The organism is Actinoplanes sp. NPDC051851 (genome assembly GCF_040681165.1).
Lineage (GTDB): Bacteria > Actinomycetota > Actinomycetes > Mycobacteriales > Micromonosporaceae > Actinoplanes.
Genome location: NZ_JBFAYF010000002.1, coordinates 164,393 through 181,285 on the forward strand (window position 1 = coordinate 164,393; position 16,893 = coordinate 181,285).

Annotated in this window: 11 protein-coding genes; 2 read left to right on the forward strand and 9 right to left on the reverse strand. The window is 73.0% G+C overall.

Features of this window, described 5'->3' with window-relative positions; genetic code table 11:
• The 3 genes from AB0M08_RS03250 to AB0M08_RS03260 all read right to left on the reverse strand — a co-directional run bounded on the left by AB0M08_RS03250 (window position 1) and on the right by AB0M08_RS03260 (window position 3,570).
• A complete protein-coding gene (locus AB0M08_RS03250) occupies window positions 1-282 on the reverse strand; it encodes a hypothetical protein (protein WP_364487556.1) in 282 nt (93 codons plus the stop codon).
• 12 nt (window positions 283-294) lie between these two features.
• Window positions 295-1,827 (reverse strand): DUF4157 domain-containing protein, encoded by a 1,533-nt coding sequence (locus AB0M08_RS03255; RefSeq protein WP_364487559.1) that lies wholly within the window; start codon window positions 1,825-1,827, stop codon window positions 295-297.
• A gap of 144 nt (window positions 1,828-1,971) precedes the next feature.
• Complete coding sequence (locus AB0M08_RS03260) at window positions 1,972-3,570, reverse strand: chitinase (RefSeq protein ID WP_364487562.1); 1,599 nt, start codon at window positions 3,568-3,570, stop codon at window positions 1,972-1,974.
• A gap of 137 nt (window positions 3,571-3,707) precedes the next feature.
• Here AB0M08_RS03260 and AB0M08_RS03265 point away from each other — a divergent pair, with 137 nt between their 5' ends.
• A complete protein-coding gene (locus tag AB0M08_RS03265; RefSeq protein ID WP_364487565.1) occupies window positions 3,708-6,674 on the forward strand; it encodes an EAL domain-containing protein in 2,967 nt (988 codons plus the stop codon).
• On the opposite strand, the gene AB0M08_RS03270 is transcribed toward AB0M08_RS03265, so the two are convergent.
• The 6 genes from AB0M08_RS03270 to AB0M08_RS03295 form a co-directional block, all read right to left on the reverse strand.
• Window positions 6,668-7,441 (reverse strand): hypothetical protein, encoded by a 774-nt coding sequence (locus AB0M08_RS03270; RefSeq protein ID WP_364487568.1) that lies wholly within the window; start codon window positions 7,439-7,441, stop codon window positions 6,668-6,670. The two genes, AB0M08_RS03265 and AB0M08_RS03270, sit on opposite strands and share 7 nt — an antisense overlap.
• A 63-nt stretch (window positions 7,442-7,504) precedes the next feature.
• On the reverse strand, window positions 7,505-8,518 hold the full coding sequence (locus tag AB0M08_RS03275) for an alpha/beta hydrolase (protein WP_364487571.1): 1,014 nt from the start codon (window positions 8,516-8,518) through the stop codon (window positions 7,505-7,507).
• A gap of 108 nt (window positions 8,519-8,626) precedes the next feature.
• Window positions 8,627-11,407, reverse strand: coding sequence for a LuxR C-terminal-related transcriptional regulator (locus AB0M08_RS03280; RefSeq protein ID WP_364487574.1), 2,781 nt, complete (start codon window positions 11,405-11,407; stop codon window positions 8,627-8,629).
• Window positions 11,404-12,405, reverse strand: coding sequence for an alpha/beta hydrolase (locus AB0M08_RS03285; RefSeq protein WP_364487577.1), 1,002 nt, complete (start codon window positions 12,403-12,405; stop codon window positions 11,404-11,406). Before AB0M08_RS03285 ends, AB0M08_RS03280 begins: the two co-directional genes overlap by 4 nt.
• A gap of 40 nt (window positions 12,406-12,445) precedes the next feature.
• Entirely contained in the window at window positions 12,446-15,169 is a 2,724-nt protein-coding gene (locus tag AB0M08_RS03290) for an AAA family ATPase (RefSeq protein ID WP_364487579.1), read from the reverse strand.
• 99 nt (window positions 15,170-15,268) lie between these two features.
• On the reverse strand, window positions 15,269-15,871 hold the full coding sequence (locus AB0M08_RS03295) for a TetR/AcrR family transcriptional regulator (RefSeq protein WP_364487582.1): 603 nt from the start codon (window positions 15,869-15,871) through the stop codon (window positions 15,269-15,271).
• A 61-nt stretch (window positions 15,872-15,932) separates the two neighbouring features.
• On the opposite strand from AB0M08_RS03295, the gene AB0M08_RS03300 reads away from it, so the two are divergent.
• Window positions 15,933-16,772, forward strand: a complete 840-nt coding sequence (locus AB0M08_RS03300) for an alpha/beta hydrolase (protein ID WP_364487585.1) — start codon at window positions 15,933-15,935, stop codon at window positions 16,770-16,772.
• Window positions 16,773-16,893: the final 121 nt, after the last annotated feature.

The window sequence follows — 16,893 nt, forward strand, 5'->3', positions numbered from 1 at the left end:
TCAATAGGCCGCGCTGTCCCATTCGTATCCGGGCGGGATCCGTTCCAGCAGCCGGTCGCCGCCGCTCAGCTCGACGGTGAGCACCTCGTTCTGAGACACCGAGGCCGACGTGACCGTCCAGTCGCCGCCCGCGGACTCGGGCAGCAGCGCGTCGGCGAGCAGCCGGGTGGCGAACGCGGCGGTGCCGGGTACCGGCCCGGCGTCCGGGTGCACGGTCGCGATCCGCAGGGTCAGGACGGCTCCGTCCCGCGCCTCGACGTGTGCCCGCCACAGCTCCGACATGCCCACCGCCTCCTAGAGGGTGATCCGCCCGGTGCCGAGGTGCTGGCACAGCTGCGCCATCGCCACGTCACCGTTGGTGTAGCCGTCGATCCGGGTGCCGAACGTGATGCCCTGGGTGCTCCGCTGCGGCCGGCCGCTGGCACTGACGCCGGCGGCGGTCTTCGGCTTGAAGGGCATCTTGTCGAAGGCGTAGCGGTACGCGTACATCGGCTCCTTCTCCGCCACCACCTCGTTGAGGTATGCGGTGAACTCCGCGTTCCGGGTTCCGTTGGGCGTCGCGATGTCGTGCAGGAAGTCGACGTCCTCCTGGGTCCACTTCTGGGTGCCGGGCGCCAGCGCCTTGAGGATCGAGAGGTCCACGCTGGAGAGAGCCGTCACCGTGCCCGGATCGGTCGGTTGTGCCTGGGAGAAGGGGAACAGCGTGCCGTTGTGCCGCTGCGTCCACTGCTGTGTCGCCGCCTGGTAGTAACCGTGGTAGACCTGCAGCGCGGTCGGGAAGAACGGCGCGTTCGTCTGCTGGCCCGGGGTGCCGGTCACCGGTGTCTGGTAGTCGAGCTCCACCCCGTAGAAGACCTTGTCTCCCACGACCGGTTTGGCCGCGGCCACGTCCCTCTTCAGCGCGTTCTCGTACCTGTTGTGGTATTGCGAGTTGTCGATCTTCGACGCCGGGACCAGGTTGTCCGCGCTGCCCGGCCCGCCGGCGATCTCGTTGACCAGATGGAACCGGATCCAGAAGTTGGTCATCCCGAGGTTCTGGATGTAGTCCCAGCCGGGCGGCGCCTGCCGTGGCGCGTAGCCCTGCAGCGATCCGTCGGTCACCATCCACGCGTCGTCGACGCGGCCACCCGCCCCGAGATGCCGGTGGAAGCCGACGTTGGAATTCTCCGCCCCGGCCGGCAGTGCGCGCTGGATCACCGAGCCGGTGGTGGCGCGGGCCACCGGCTGGTCGTCGTCGAGGGCTCCGGCGCCGGTCACCGTGCTGGCGCCGCCCGCGGCGATCCGGCGGGCGTTCGCCTCGGCCTCGCGCTCGCCCGCGCCGCCCGGGTCGGTCACGCCGACGCCGCCGACCGTGGAGCCGACCGCGGAGATCGGCTTCACCACGTGGGTGAGCTCGTGGATCCGGGTCTCCTTCGACTCGCCGCCGGCGCCGTACACGATGTTGCTGCCGATGGTGAAGGCCTTGGCGTCGACCGCGGCCGCCGCCCGCTCGGCCGCCGGGCCGCGGAACTCCCGGACACCGGAGAGATCCGACCGGAACGTCGACTCCATCTCCCGCTGGAACGGTGCCTCGAGCGGCCGCCCGCTCCCGCGCAGGGCCGTGTCGATCAGCCCGTTCGCCGCGCCGCCGTCGTGCCCGCAGCCGTCGCCGCACCCGGCCGAGTGGCTGCGTGCCGCGAGCAGCTCGCCGAAGGCCCGGTTCCCGATCGCCCGCTGGAGTGTGGGTAGATCCCACCCGCCGGCACCGGGTCGCGCGGTCTCCCCGCGAGCGGCGGTCCGCCCGGTCGCCGCGTGCTGATCCCCGTCCGGCCGCCGGCTGCTGCCCACGCGTCGCCTCTTTCCGCCGCCCTGCCCGTCGTCCGACGGTAGCCCGCCCCACCCGGCGGCGGCACGCTTGTTTCCCCTTGGGGCAGCCATCGTGCCCGGATGGTCGCTCCGGTCCCCGGGGCTGCCCCCGGGGACCGGAACACCTCAGCTGGTGACGGGCTCGCCGGGCACCGTGAAGAGCGGCGCCCAGGGCTCCTCGGGACCGATCGGGTACTCCGTCGACGGCGCGTCGCCCGTCGTCGACCAGCGGGCCTCGTACGGGAGACCGTCGAAGAGCACCCGGTCGCCCCGCTTGTAGACCGTGGTCGCGGTCCAGAGCTTCTTCACGCCGGTGACTGTCGGCGTCGGGGTCGGCTTCGTGTCGGTCGAGCTGACCGGGCCGATCACCGACCACGGGGTGGGCGTGCCGGAGTCGTCGTCGGCGGACGGGTCGGAGCCCGAGTTCGCCCACTTGGCCTGGTAGACCACGCCGTGCCAGACCACCTTGTAGCCGCCGACGTACTGGGCGGTCAGCCGCCAGACCGGGTACGGGCTGGTCGCCTCGTCGTCGATGGTGGTCGCCTGGGTCGGCATGGTGATCGCCTCCTGGCTCGCGGTGCCCGAGTCGGTACCGGGCAGGCCCGCGAAGACCGAGGAGAACGCGAGCTTCTCCTGCTCGACGCCGCTGCAGGTGTTGGAGTGGACGACCACGTTGGTGAAGGTGCCCTTGCACGGGGCGTCCCGGTTCACCGACCACATGGAGACCCGGCCCAGGCCCTTGTCGACGGCGAACTGGGCCAGCCCCTCGGCGTCCTTCACCGTGAAGCGCTCGGCGTCCACGTCGTTCTGGCCGATCATCGGGGTGGCGCCGATCCGGGACCAGACCTGGGGAGAGGTCAGGTTCACCCCGAGCCGCAGGTAGAGGTCGGAGAGCTGCTTGTGGGTGGCGTTCAGCGCGTCCTCGGAGAGCTGCAGCATGTCCGGATCCGATCCGGTGGCCGCGGCGCCGAAGTCCATCGTCATGATGTTGACGCCGCGCAGCGAGACGCCGCCCTCCAGGGTGGTCCGCACCGCGGCGAGCCCGTCCGTGGTCAGCCCGGCGGGCGCGACCGGCAGGGTCAGCCAGACGGTCAGCGGGTCGCCGGCCGCGGTGCGCTCGGCCTGGATCGTCGTCAGCGCGGCCGCGCGGCGTTCCAGGGAGGCCTGGTCGGCGACGGCGGTGCCCTCCACGTCCAGGTCGATGGTGTCCACGTCGTACCGCTCGATCAGCTGCCGGTACGCGTCGGTCAGCTTGGCCTGGTCGGTGCAGGCGACCGCGAGTTCGGTGTTGTTCAGGCCGCCGACGCTGAGCATCACGTTGCCGCCCGCCGCGCGCAGCTGGCTGACCCGCCGGTCCAGTTCGAGGGAGGTGGCCGCCTCGTCCGGCGTGTACGCCCCACCCCAGCTCGGCGAGCACCCGTCGGTCTTGTCGGCGACCACGAAGCCGAGCGCCACGTTGTTGGACGGGTTCGCGTCCGGGTCCTGGAACTGGAAGGTCGGGGTGAGCGTGACGTCGACGTACGGCACCGCCCACGACTGCGCGTGCGGGCCGGCGTTGTCCCGGAAGTGCAGGACCGCCACGGTGCCACCGGTGCCGAGCACGCCCGCCAGCACGATGAGGAACCCGAGCCGCAGCCAGGAGAGCCGCTGCTCCGGGGGCTCCGGCTCCTGCCAGTTCGGATCGGCCAGTGGGTCGTCCGACCGCACGGAGTCGGTGAGCAGCATGGCAGCCCTCTCGATAGGGATGGTCGGACCCCTCGGATCGGCAGCCGCGGGCCCCGCTGAAGGGATTCCCTTGGATCGCCGCCCGGCCCGCCGATGGGAGCCGTCAACAGCCCCCCAGCCGAATGAAGGGCGCCTTCATGCAGGACAAGCGCCGACCGGACGGGCCCCGCCAGTGGGGCGCCGACCGCCGGTCCGCACCGCATCCGATCGTCGCGCCACCCGTCTCCGAGGGCCGGATCGCCCGCGGCCGGCTGGCGATCGTGCTGACCATCACCGTCTGGGCCTGCTACATCGCCTACACGGTGTTCGAGCAGTTCATCGTCGGCAAGGCGACCAGCGCGCGGCTGGCCGTCGAGGCGATCGTGTACATGCTGGTGGTCACCGGCCTCGCGGCGTCCGCGATGGCGTACCTGATCACCCGGATCGGATTCTTCTACCGCAGCCGCGCCCACCACCGGTCGCCGCGGATCCTGCTGGACGGCTTCCTGGCCGAGCCGAAGACGCCCTCGGTGACCGTGCTGGTGCCCTCCTATCAGGAGGACGAGCGGGTCATCCGGACCACGCTGCTCTCCGCGGCGCTGCAGGAGTACCCGGGGCTGCGGGTGACGCTGCTGATCGACGACCCGCAGCAGCCGAAGACCCGGGCCGCGCGGGACATGCTGCTCTCGGCACGCGCGCTGCCCGGCGCGATCCAGGCCGAGCTGGACGTACCGTTCCATCGGGTCAAAGCGATTCATGATGATTTCGCGGTCAAGAACAGCGTTGATCTGACCGACATGCGCACCCTGGCGGCCGAGTACCGGTTCGCCGAGGGCTGGCTGTACGGCCTCGGCCACCGCCAGGAGATGGTCGACCACACCGACACGTTCTTCGTCGACCACATCGTGCACGCGCTCGCCGCCGACCTGGGCACCATCGCCGAGGCGATCGAGCAGGGCGCCGCGCAGAACGCGGTCCTGCCGTACGCCCGGCTGAACCAGCTCTACCGGCGGCTGCTCGCCATCTTCGACGTGACCATCACCGGCTTCGAGCGCAAGCGGTACGTCTCGCTCTCCGCCGAGCCCAACAAGGCGATGAACCTGAACAGCTACGTCGGGCTGATGGGCGGGGCGTACCAGGAGGTCAGCACCCCGCTCGGGATCGCGCTGGTCTCCGCCGCGCCGGGCCGTGCCGAGCTGATCGTCCCGGACCCGGACTACGTGCTCACCCTGGACGCGGACAGCGTGCTGATGCCGGAGTACGCGCTCCGCCTCGTCCACCTGATGGAGCAGGGCGCCCACGCGCACGTCGCGGTCGCGCAGACGCCGTACAGCGCGTTCCCCGGCGCGGCCACCCGGATCGAGCGGATCTCCGGCGCCACCACCGACATCCAGCACATCGTGCACCAGGGCATGACGCACTACGACGCGACGTTCTGGGTGGGCGCCAACGCGGTGCTGCGCAAGAAGGCCCTCGACGACATCTGCGAGATCGCGTACGAGGGCGACTGGGAGATCAAGCGCTACATCCAGGACCGTACGGTCATCGAGGACACCGAGTCCACGATCGACCTCGGCGTGCACGGCTGGACGCTCTACAACTACCCGGAGCGGCTGGCGTACTCGGCCACCCCGCCGGACTTCGGCTCGCTCTGCATCCAGCGGCAGCGCTGGGCCAACGGCGGCCTGCTGATCCTGTCCCGGCTGAAGGACCAGTTCAAGGCGCGCAAGGCCCGCGGCCAGAAGAACCGCTTCGGCGAGCTCTTCCTCCGGGTGAACTACATGGCCTCCATCTTCTGGAGCTCCATCTGCCTGGTGGTGATGCTGGTCTACCCGTTCAACGCGGACCTGCTCAACCCGATCCTGCTGCTCGTCTCGGTGCCGTACTTCCTGATGATGGCGGCCGACCTGAAGTCCTGCGGCTACAAGCGGATCGACGTGCTGCGCATCTACGGCTTCAACCTGATCCTGCTCCCGGTCAACCTCTCCGGCAGCTTCGCCAGCATCCTGCAGCTGCTGACCGGCGAGAAGAGCCAGTTCAAGCGCACCCCGAAGGTACGCGACCGGACCACGGCGGCGACGTTCTACCTGGCCGCGCCGACGGCCCTGATCCTGCTCTGCCTCTACACCGCGGTCCGCGACATCCAGCTGAGCAACTGGAACAACCTGGTCTTCGCCGGCATCAACCTGGTGCTCGCGTCGTACGCGATGGTGGCCTTCGTCGGTGTCGGCAACACCATCGTCGACCTGCTCACCCACCTCAAGGCCTGGCTGTACCGCCCGGTCAAGCGCCCGGTCCGCCGGGAGAAGACGACCGTGCCGGCCACCCGCCACGAGTCGCGGGCGATCGGCGACTGGGCCTCGGTGCTGCACTACGGCTCGGTCCAGGGCGCCGCCCAGGTCGCGGTCCGCTCACAGCCGCCGTCCGGTGGCCGGCGCGCCGCCGCGACCACCGCGTCCAGCTCGTTCGAGGAGTTCACCTTCTTCACCGTCTTCCAGCCCATCTTCGAGCTGGGCTCCGGCGACGTCGTCGGCTACGAGGCGCTCACCCGGTTCGCCGACGGCAGCAGCCCGCAGGAGGGCCTGAAGGCCGCCCGGGCCCAGGGCCTGCAGGTGGACCTGGACGCCGCGCTGATCCGGGCCGCGCTCGCCTCCGCCGAGGCGCTCCCGGCCGGCGCCTGGCTCTCCGTGAACGTCTCGGCCGACCTGCTGCGCCGCCCGCGGGAGCTGGACCTGCTGCTGGCCGAGAGCAACCGCCCGCTGGTCCTGGAGGTCACCGACGCCACCCGCGAGGATCTGGACAACATCCACCACCGGGTACGGATCGCGGTCGACGACGCGGGGGCGGGCTACGACAGCCTGGCCCGGATCGAGTCCCTCCAGCCGTCCTTCCTCAAGGTGGGCCGGGCCGCGCTGGCGGGGGTGGAGACCGAGGTCGCCCGGCAGGCGTCGATCCGGTCGCTGGCCGAGTTCGCGAGCGCGCAGGGCTGTGTCCTGATCGCCGAGGGCATCGAGTCGGCGACCCAGCTCAGCGCCCTCGCGGCGTGCGGCGTCCCGCTGGGCCAGGGCTTCTACCTGGGCCGCCCGGTGCCCGCCGACCGGGCCCTGGCGGGCGCCGCTCACTGAACCCCGGTCCAGCAGTGCTGGAGTCCGGCCCGCAGCAGGGCCTCGTGGCAGCGCAGCACCGAGGCCCGCGCGCCGACCGCGATCGGGTAGCCACCGGTCTTCGCCGCGAAGGTGTTCAGCAGGATCGCGTGCCCGAGATCGATCCCGGGGAGCGCCCGCCAGAGCGCGGTGACCGCCGAATCGAGTGAATGGGCGGGATCCGGCCCGAGATAGACCGCGCCGCTGCCGTCGTCCAACCGGACCGGCGGCGGCGCGGGCGTCTCGTCCACCCGCAGCATCGGCCAGAGCCGGTCGATCGCGGCATCGACGTCGGCGTGTCTCCGGAAGTCGATGCCGCCGGGCCGTCGCGCGTGCTGTCCGTCCTCAGGGTCACCTTCCCAGGCGGAGCACTCGTCGAGCAGGCGATTCCCCTGCCGGGTCAGCTCGGCGGGCTGCTCGGCGGCGTGCACGAGATTGGCGAACGGACCCCGGGCGTACCGTCCGCGGACCTTTCTCTTGATCTTGCGGGTTGCGGCGAAGGCATCCGGGCCGGTCAGGTGCCACACCTCCGACGGGCCCTCGCAGAGGTACCGGTCGAGGAGGGCCCTGGTCAGCACGTGCTCCTCGTCCGTGTACTCGGTCCAGAGGAAGCGCAGGTCGTCCGGGGTCAGCGTGCGCCGGTGACGGCAGCGGACCGTCAGCCCGTGCGCGCGCGCCACCGCCTCCACCTCGGCGCCCAGCCCGAGCCGCAGACAGTCCGGCTTGAGCAACAGGAACGCCCGATCCACCCCCCGACTCTAGCCGCGCCTCGCACTCACGTGATCCACGAGACGCGTCCTGGAGATCCCCGGTCAACCCAGCGCGTCCTGCAGGAACGTTCCCGCCTGGGCGATCGCCGCCCGGGCCGCGTGGGTGTCGCGGAGCGCGTCCAGCATCACGAAGTCGTGGATGATCCCCTGGTAGCGGACGCCGGTGACCGGGACGCCGGCCGCCCGGAGCGACGCCGCGTACGCCTCGCCCTCGTCCCGCAGCACGTCCGCCTCGGCCACCACGAGCAGCGCCGGGGGCAGTCCGGCCAGCTGTTCCGTGGTGGCCCGCAGCGGCGACGCGGTGATCTCCGCACGGACCGGCACGTCCGGCGCATACTGGTCCCAGAACCACGGCATCGCCTCCCGCCGCAGCCCGTAGCCCTCGGCGAACTGGTGGTACGAGTCGGTCCCGAACGCCGCGTCGGTCACCGGGTAGAAGAGCACCTGACCGGCGAGGGTCGGCCCGGACCGCTGCTTCGCCATGATCGTCACAGCGGCGGTCATCGTCCCGCCCACCGAGTCACCGGCGATCGCGATCCGGCACGGGTCCAGGCCGTACCCGGCGCCGTGCACCGCGATCCACTCCAGCACGGCGTAGATCTCCTCGATCGCGATCGGATACCGCGCCTCGGGGGCCGGCGTGTAGTTCACGAACACGATCGCGGCGTCCGCGGCGACGGCCAGCTCCCGGACCAGCCGGTCGTGGGTCTGCACACCCCCGAACACCCAGCCCCCGCCGTGCACGTACACCACCGCCGGCATCGTCGCCGGCTCCTCCCGCAGCCGTCCCGGTGGCTCTTCGCGCCGTCTTTGCTGTGGCTCTTCCCGCGGTCGGGCCGGCGGGCGCACGATGCGGATCACGACCCGCCCGGTCGGTCCGCCGGTGATCTCCAGGTCCGTGACGTCCGCGGCCGGCCGAGGGACGTTCCCGGACTGCGCCGCCTCCAGCGCCTTCCGCCCGTCCTCCACCCCGAGCTGGTACGGGTAGGGCGGCAGCGCGCTCTCCCGGACGAACTGCTCCGCGGCGGGCTCCAGCACCGGCTTCGGATAACTCATACCCTCACCCTGCCCGCCACCCCACCCCGCGTCGTCCGTCGAACGACTGCACCTCCGGGGTGTGCCCGGTCCCGTGACCCACCCGTGAGGGCCGGCCGGGGCGGGTCGTCAGTCGGTGGGGGAGAGGCCGGGGAGCTGGGTGCGGCGGGTCACGCCGAGGATCGGGTAGGCGCGGCTCAGGTGGGTACCGACCGTGCGCGCGGAGAGGCCCAGCCGCGCCGCTATCTGGGGATTGGTCAGGCCCTGGGCGGCCAGCGTCACCACCTGGCGCTGCTGTGGGGTCAGGCCGTCCACCGCCGGGGCCGGGCCCGGGGAGCCCGCGGCGGCCAGCTCCGCCGCGGCGCGGTCCGCCCAGGCGTGCAGTCCGGCGGCGGCGAAGACGTCACGTGCCGCGCCGAGCAGCGGGCGGGACTCGGCCGGGCGCTGCCGTCGCCGGAGCCACTGGGCGTAGTCCATCCGGGTCAGTGCCCGTTCGAAGGCCCACTGGTCGGTGCCCGGGTCGGCCAGGGCGAGCCGGAAGTACGTCTCGGCGCCCGCCTCCGGTCCGGCCAGCAGCGCGTGCGCCCGGTTCCAGATCGCCGTCACGCGGACCGAGCGCAGCGTACGGACCCGGGCCTCGGCGTACGCGAGAAGGGGTTTGATCTCGATGCCCCGCCCGAGAGCGACGGCGACCTGGGCGAGATCGGCGAGGCTGAGGTCGGAGATCCGGTGGTGGAGCGGGCGGCCGTCGTCGTCGAAGTGCCGCCGGAGCCGGTGGAACGCGAGCCCGTGTTCGCCGCGGATCCCGGCGATCAGCCCCTGAGCGCGGTCCAGTCGCAGGTCGTGCAGGGTGTGCCGGCCGTACTGCAACGCGCCGCGCGCCGCCCCGACGTGCTCCTCGTGATCGGCCTCCTCGCGCAGCACGGAGACCGCGGCGATCGTGGTGAGCGCACCGGCACGGGTGTCGGCGATGATCGTGGCGTGCCGATCCCTATCGGTCACCCGCAGCGTCTGCTCGGCGAGTTCCCGCGCCGTCGTGAGATCACCGGCGTCGTAGGCGACCCAGGCCAGCCCGCCGAGCGCGACCGGCCGATTCAGCCCACCGGGCGGCGAGAGGTCGGCGGCCCGGGTCAGATGCCGCCGGGCCAGCGCCGTCTCGTGCCGGGCCAGCGCGATCGTGCCCAGCGCCACCGCACGGTGGTCCGGCGGCATGCCCTCGTTCCGGTGCGGTTTCCCGTACGCGTTGAGCAACCGCGACGCGTCCCCGTCCGGGTCGGCGTCGTCGACGAGTGCCCGCGCCCAGACCAGGAGCAGCTCGGACGCCCGGATGCCACCCGCGCGCACCAGCTCGCGGATCTCCCCACGGGTCTGGTCGTCACCGCGCAGCCAGGCGATCCGCAGCAGGCGCCCGAGGTCCGCAGCCTCCAGCGGCCCGGTCCGCTCACCACGCGCCTCGCCGTGCGTCCCGTCGTGCGCTTGTCCGTGTGTCCCGTCGTGCCCTTGGCCCTGCGTCCCGTCGTGCGTGCCGCCGTATGTTTCACCGTGCGTGCCGCCGTATGTTGCACCGTGCGTCCCGCCGTGTGTTTCACCGTGTGCGAGCTGGTGTTCCCATGCGGGCTCGCCGGCGTGCCGGGCGCAGATCGCCGCCCGCAGACGCCGGGCGCGCGCCGCATCGGGGTCCGGACCGCTCGCCGCGGCGAGGCCCAGCGCGTACGCCGCCGCCCGCAGACTCCCGCGGTGCAGCAGCTCGGTGCCGATCCGGTCGAGGTGGTTCGCCGCCGTCTCGTCGGGTTCGGTGGAGCTTCGTGCGGTATGCCAGGCCCGTGCCGGATCGTCCGGTGGTAGCAGGCCCGCCAGCCGGCGCCGGGTCTCCTGGCGCAGCGTGAAGCCGGCCCGCTCGATCACCGCCGCCCGGGTGACCGGGTGCGTGAAGCGGCGCGCCCGGCCGGGGCGGAGGACGCCGCTGCCGGTCAGCCCCGCCCAGACCCGCGGCGGGATCAGGGCGTCCAGGGCCTTGCGGGTGTTCCGGCCCGGCGTCTCGGTGGCGAAGGCGGCGAGGAGGGCGGCTTCCAGGCGTACGTCATCGAGGGTCTCGACGGCCGGTGCCAGCGCTCGCCGGAGGCGGGGCGGGACCGGGAGCTCGGTGCTGGTGGGCGGGAGCTCCGCGGGTGGGGGGAGATGGGCGGCGAGCTCGGTGAGGGCGAGGGGGTTGCCGGCGGCCTGGGCGAGGAGGAGACGGGCGCCGGGGTGCGCGCGGACTCCGGGCATCGTGCCGAGCAGCCGTTCCGCGTCCTCCCTGCTCAGTCTGCCGAGCCGGACCGTACGGATACCGTTCCCGTTCCCGGTTTCGCCGTTCCCGGTTTCGCCGTTCCCGGTTTCGCCGTTCCCGGTTTCGCCGTTTCCGGGCAGGAAGCCGGTCCCGGGCAGGAAGCCGTTTCCGGGCAGGAGGCCGGTGCTGGCCAGGAACGGGATGCGGGTCTGCTCGGTGAGCACGGTGCGGGACAGCTCGTCCAGGCGGTCCAGGTCGTCCACACAGAACAGCCGGCGGCCGCCGTGGCCCCACCGGTCCAGCAGCATCGCCATCGCCTCGGCCAGCGGGGCGGGCTCGACCGCCGGCGCGTCCACCCCGAAGATCCGCGCGAACGCCGCCGCGGCCGGTGCCGGGAGCTCCGCGGTCTCCCGCTGCACCGGCGTGAGCAGCCGTTGCAGCCCGGCTCCCGGTAGCGCCTCGTCCCCGGGCAACGCCCGTACCGCCAGCACGGTCGTGCCGGTCTGCCGGCGGGCGGCCTCCGCGAGCAGGATCGACCGCCCGGTTCCCCGTCCCCCGACGACGAGGACCGGCCGTCCCTCCCGCAGCGCCCCGGTGATCAGGTCGAGGTGGCGCGAACGCCCGATCAACGGCACCGTCATCCCGGCTCGCCGCGCGGAGGGGTCTCGTGCTCCGTGCGGGGGCCCTCGGCGCCGGCCGGGGTGGGTGCGAAAGCCGTGCGCAGGTACTCGGCGACCTGCTTGCGGGCCGAGCGCGCCGACGGCGTCCACCGCAGGGCGTCGAGCACCGCGAAATCGTGGACCGTGCCCAGGTAGCGTGCCGCCGTCACGCGTACCCCGGCAGCCCGCAACCGTTCGCCGAACCGCTCGCTCAGGTCCCGCGTGACGTCCGCCTCCGCCGTGATCAGCAGCGTCGGTGGCAGCCCGGCCACGTCCGTGGTGTTCAGCGGATCGGCCCGCGGTTCCTCGCGCGGCGCGTACTCCTTGCACAGCCGCCGCACGTCCACCAGCCGTAACGCCGCGCCGGTCGCGAACTCCACCGCGGACCGGTCCGCCGGATCCGGCAGGCCGAGCGGGTACAGCAGCACCTGCGCCACCAGCGGCGATCGGCCCGGCGGCGGATCGTCCTTCCGCGGCGCGCGGTCGATCAGCGCGACCGACAGGGCCAGCGTCGCCCCCGCGCAATCCCCGGCCAGCGCGATCCGGGCGGTGTCGGCCTCCGGGACGCCACCCGCGCGGGTCCACTCCAGCGCCGCCGAGAGCTGCGTGATCGCCACCGGATAGCGCGCCTCCGGCACCCGTGAGTACTCCGGCATCACCACGATCGCCCCGGTGTCCCGGCAGAGCGACGTCGCCACCCGGTGATGCGTCGACCAGCCGCCGAGCACCCATCCGCCGCCGTGCGCGTACAGGATCACCGGCGCGGCGAGCGCACCCCGCGGCGCCAGGATGTGCAGTCGCGCGTGGCCGCAGTCCGCCCCGAGCTCCGTGACCCGGTGGTCTATATCGGACGCGTCGGCGGGCGGTGACTGCATCATGTCCAGCGCCAGGCGCGCGTCGTCCGGACCCATCGCATAGAGGTACGGCGGATGCAGCGCACCCTCCGCCAGCCGCCGCGCCGCATCGTCGAGTTCGGTCACCGGGTGCCTTCCCGTCTTCCGCGGATGGGGTCGTCCTCGGTCACCGGGTGCCTTCCGGGGCGAGCAGGGAGCCGCGGACGAGATCGCCGAGCTGGGTCCGGTTCGCGACGCCGAGCAGCGGGAAGATCCGGTAGAGGTGTGAGCCGACGGTCCGCGGCGACAGGAAGAGGCGCTCGCCGATCTCCCGGTTGGTGAGCCCGCGCGCGGCGAGCCGGATGATCTGTTCCTGCTGCGCGGTGAGTGCCGCGAAGAGATCGGGTGCGGTCGGGGCGCCGGTGCGGAGATCGCCGCGGACCCGGGCCGCCCAGGTCGTGGCGTGCAGCCGTTCGAACGTGTCCAACGCCCCGACCAGCACGTCCCGGGCCTGGGAGGGCTGTTGGGCGCGGCGCAGCCGATCGGCCAGCTCGACCGCGAGGACCGCCCGTTCGAAGGGGTGGCGCGCCGCGTCCGGCGAGGTGACGATCTCGGTCAGTCTGGCTGCCGCCACTCCCGGCTCCGGTGCGAGCAGGGCGCCTGCCGCGGCCATCTGCCGCCTCTTGCGTTCGGTCGACCACGTTTTCGCGTACGCCGAAACGAAGCGTGCGTGGAGCTCTCCGGCCTCGTCGGCGTGCCCGGTGTGCAGCGCCGCGGCGACCAGGTCAGGCAGGATCAGAACCCGCCACGGGTGCGGGAGGTCCACCGCGCCGCGGAGCAGCCGATAGGCCTCCTCGTGGTCGCCCGCGCCCGCCGCCGCGACGCCCTGAGCCCAGCGGAGCCGCAGATCGAAAGCGGGCGTTCCGGTGACCGTGGGGGAGACGGGCCGCCCCCGCCCGGCGGCGATCACGGCGAGCTGGACCCGTGCCCCGGTCCGCACCATCGCGGCCTCGGCCATCACCGGCGACGAGAGCAGCGGCACGATCAGCTGCTCGGCCTCGACCCAGCGTCCGGTATCGATCAGCGACCATCCGGCCGCTCCGGTGGCGGTGAGGAAGACGCCGGTCGCGGTCCCGTCGGCGACGGCGCGGACCGCGGCGCCGAGCAGCCGGATCGCGTGCTCGGGTTCATCGATCAGCATCGCCCCCGCTCCGGCGGCCGCGGCGTACCCGACCTCCCGGGGCGTGACCGGTTCCGGAACCCGGAGGATCGCCCGCCGGAGCCGCTCGTCGGCGGCGACGAGTGCACGGGGGAAGAGCTCCCGTTCCGGTTGACGATCCGCGGCGGGCCGGGGGACGGCGATGGCGTCGCGCAGGGCTTCGGTCAGGGGGCCGTCGCCGAGGAGGAAGGCGGGGAGCCCCGCGGTCTCGGTGAGCGCGGTCGGGGTGGCGCCGGAGCTCGCCCGCCGCAGCACCGGAACGAGCAGCTCCGCCGCCGCGTCGGCCCGCCCGGCCATGGTCAGCGCCCACGCCTGCAGATCGATCATCTGATCGGACGGCTCCGGGTGGCCCTGCCCCTGTCGCGCCCGCTGGGCTATCCCGGCCGCCCAGCGGACCCGGCCCACCGCCGCGGCCCGGCCCGCCGCCTCGACCAGGACCGGCGCCCGCCGGTCGGCCGGAAGCAGATCGCAGGCCCGTTCCAGCAGCCCGACCGCGGTGACCGCCGCCGCGCCGTCCAGGGTCCGGGCGGCCGCGATCAGCTCTTCGGCGAGCCCGGCGTCGGTCCCGTCCGTCGCCTCCGCGCGATGCCACAGCGCGCGTTGCGGATCCGCGGTCGCCGCCGCGAGCATCCGGTGTGCCCGCCGCCGGGGTTCGGCACCCGCCGCCTCCAGCACCGCGTACTCGACCAGCGGATGCCGGAACCGCACCGCGCCGTCGACGACGGTGATCAGCCCGGCCTCCTCCGCGGGCCGCCAGACGGCGGGGGTCATCGCCGGATCGGCCCGGGCGACGACGGCGAGACTGCGCTCCCCGGCCGCCGCCAGGGTGAGCGCACGCAGCGACGTCTCCGGCAGCGCGGCGACCCGCCGCCCGAAGAGCCCCGCCCGTTCCGCCTCCCCGGACCGGGTGTCTTCGGCCCGCGGGCTTCCCGCGCGGGAGGCCCGCGGGCCTCCCGCGAGCCGGGCGTTCTCGCCGTACTCGTGCAGCGCCAGCGGATTGCCCGCCGAGCGCCGCAGGATCTCCAGCCGGGCCGCACCGGCCGGCGCTCCCAGCCGATCCAGCAGCTGCTCCGCCGCACGGTCGTCCAGCGGCGGCACCGGGATCTGCCGCACCAGCTCGGCCAGCTCGACCGGAACCCGCTCGGTCCTGCTGGCGAAGACCGCCACCACCGGCAGCTGCCGCCAACTGATCACCGACGCCAGCGTGAGCAGCAGATCGAGGCTGGCCGCGTCGACCCGGTCGACATCGTCGACGACGAGCACCAGCACCCGATCCGATACGGACAACCCGCCCTCTCGCCGTTGGCGCTCCGCTGCGTCCGGCCGGTCGCTCGCGAGCACCGCGCAGAGGGCGCACACCGCCGCCCGCAGGGCGAGCAGGTCCACCCGTTCCCCGGGCCCGTCCAGCGCCGCCCGCAGTGCCCGCCGCTGCCCGTCCGGCAGTTCACCGGTATCGCACCCGCCGAAGAGCCCGCGCAGGGTCGCGTAGGACGCCCCGCCGCTCTCCCCGCCACCGCGCAGCACCCGGTGACCGGCCGCCGCCGCGTGCCCGGCGAATCGCTCGACCAGCAGCGTCTTCCCGATCCCGGCCGGCCCGGCGAGCAGAACGGCCGGACCGGCCGCCCGCCCCGGTTCCAGCAGCGCGGTCAGCTCGCCCCACACTCCGGCGCGCCCGAGCAGGTCGAGTTCCATTCCCCGTGTTCCTCCCAGCGGTGCCGCGCCAAGTCTGCCCGCCCCGGCCCGTCCCGCCCACCAGCAGTGATCGTTATCGCTGCCGCCAGCGGTCAGCGATCAGCCGTTGCCTGTGGCTGCGGCCCTCATCCGGTGCGTGACCGTCTCGCTCGCGATCCGCGCCACGGTCCGCAGATCCGCCATCGGTGTCCCGGCCCGGCTGAGCACCGCCAGCGACTGGTTCACCGCGAGCACATAGGTCGCCAGATCGTCGAGCTCACCGCCCGGAACATCCGCTCTGTCGAGCGCCGCCCGAATCCTCGACCACTGCAACCCCATGATCCCGCGAACGTGCTCCGCGCTCGGCTCGCTCAGGTTCGGCGACTGCGCCGCCGACTGGACCACCAGACACCCGTCCGGTACGCCGGGATCCCCGATCCGCGCCAGCACCACCTCGAAGAACGCCGCCACCGCCGCCCCCGGATCGCCCGGATGCCCGGCGAGCGCCGACTCGTACCGGGGCCCGTACACCCCCGAGTACTGATCCAGTGCCTTCCGGAACAGCTCGTCCTTGCCCCCGAACGTCCCGTACAGCGATCCCCGCCCCAGCCCGGTGGCCGTGGTGAGCAGATCGAGCGACGCCCCGTCGTACCCGTGCTCCCAGAACACGTGCATCGCCCGGCCCAGCGCCACGTCGACGTCGAACTGCTTCCGTCCTGCCATGCGCACGACCCTATCGACTCATGTTGGACCGATCGTTCAAAGATAGGCTATGGTCCTCGTCATGACCTTCTCTCATCACCGGATCCCGGTCGGCGACCTGCACCTGCACGCCACGGTCGGCGGCGACGGCCCGCCGTTGCTACTGCTCGGCGGCTGGCCCCAGACCTCGCACGCCTGGCGCCTGCTGATGCCCGCCCTCGCCGAGGAGTTCACCGTCGTCGCCGCCGACCCGCGCGGGGTCGGCACCTCCGACAAGCCGAAGACCGGGTACGACACCGGAACCCTGGCCGCCGACATGGTCGAACTGATGCGGGCCCTGGGCCACGACCGTTTCGCCATGGTCGGCCACGACCTCGGCATGTGGACCGGTTACGCCCTCGCCGTCGACCACCCCGATGTCCTGACCAGGCTCGCCCTCGCCGAAGCCGTGATTCCCGGCCTCTCCGCGTCACCCCCGCTCTTCATGCCCGAGGCCGCCGTCGACCGCCTCTTCCACTTCACCTTCAACCGGCTCGACGGCCTCAACGAGAGGCTGATCGCCGGTCGCGAACGTCTCTTCTACGGCCATCTCTTCGCGACGAAGGCCGCTCGTCCCCTGGAACCGTCCGCCGTCGACCACTACATCGAGACGCTCACCGACCCCGAGGCCCTGCGCTGTAGCTTCGAGTTCTACCGGGCCCTGGACGCCACCATCGACCAGAACCTCCGCCGCAGGTCTCACCGCATCACGACCCCGGTCCTCGCCATCGCCGGCGCCGATTCCCTGGGCCCTCAGGTCGCCGCCACTCTCTCCCCGGTGACCGACGACCTGACGTCGGTCACCATCGCGAACTGCGGCCACTTCCCCGCCGAGGAGGCCCCGTCCGAGATGCTCGCCGCCCTCCTCCCGTTCCTCCGCTGACCCTTCCTCCCCGCTCCGTTCTCCCCGTTCCGTGTCCCCATGAGCCGACCGTCCGGCCGCCGCCCGCGCAGTAACGCCAGGGTGAGTGCCGAAGGGGACGCCAGCGCTACCGACACCGCTC

Excerpts from the sequence above, each read along its gene's own strand:
- AB0M08_RS03250 (WP_364487556.1), bottom strand. The coding sequence starts at position 282 with ATGTCGGAGCTGTGGCGGGCACACGTCGAGGCGCGGGACGGAGCCGTC.
- AB0M08_RS03260 (WP_364487562.1), bottom strand. The coding sequence starts at position 3,570 with ATGCTGCTCACCGACTCCGTGCGGTCGGACGACCCACTGGCCGATCCG.
- AB0M08_RS03265 (WP_364487565.1), top strand. The coding sequence starts at position 3,708 with ATGCAGGACAAGCGCCGACCGGACGGGCCCCGCCAGTGGGGCGCCGAC.
- AB0M08_RS03275 (WP_364487571.1), bottom strand. The coding sequence starts at position 8,518 with ATGAGTTATCCGAAGCCGGTGCTGGAGCCCGCCGCGGAGCAGTTCGTC.
- AB0M08_RS03280 (WP_364487574.1), bottom strand. The coding sequence starts at position 11,407 with ATGACGGTGCCGTTGATCGGGCGTTCGCGCCACCTCGACCTGATCACC.
- AB0M08_RS03290 (WP_364487579.1), bottom strand. The coding sequence starts at position 15,169 with ATGGAACTCGACCTGCTCGGGCGCGCCGGAGTGTGGGGCGAGCTGACC.
- AB0M08_RS03295 (WP_364487582.1), bottom strand. The coding sequence starts at position 15,871 with ATGGCAGGACGGAAGCAGTTCGACGTCGACGTGGCGCTGGGCCGGGCG.
- AB0M08_RS03300 (WP_364487585.1), top strand. The coding sequence starts at position 15,933 with ATGACCTTCTCTCATCACCGGATCCCGGTCGGCGACCTGCACCTGCAC.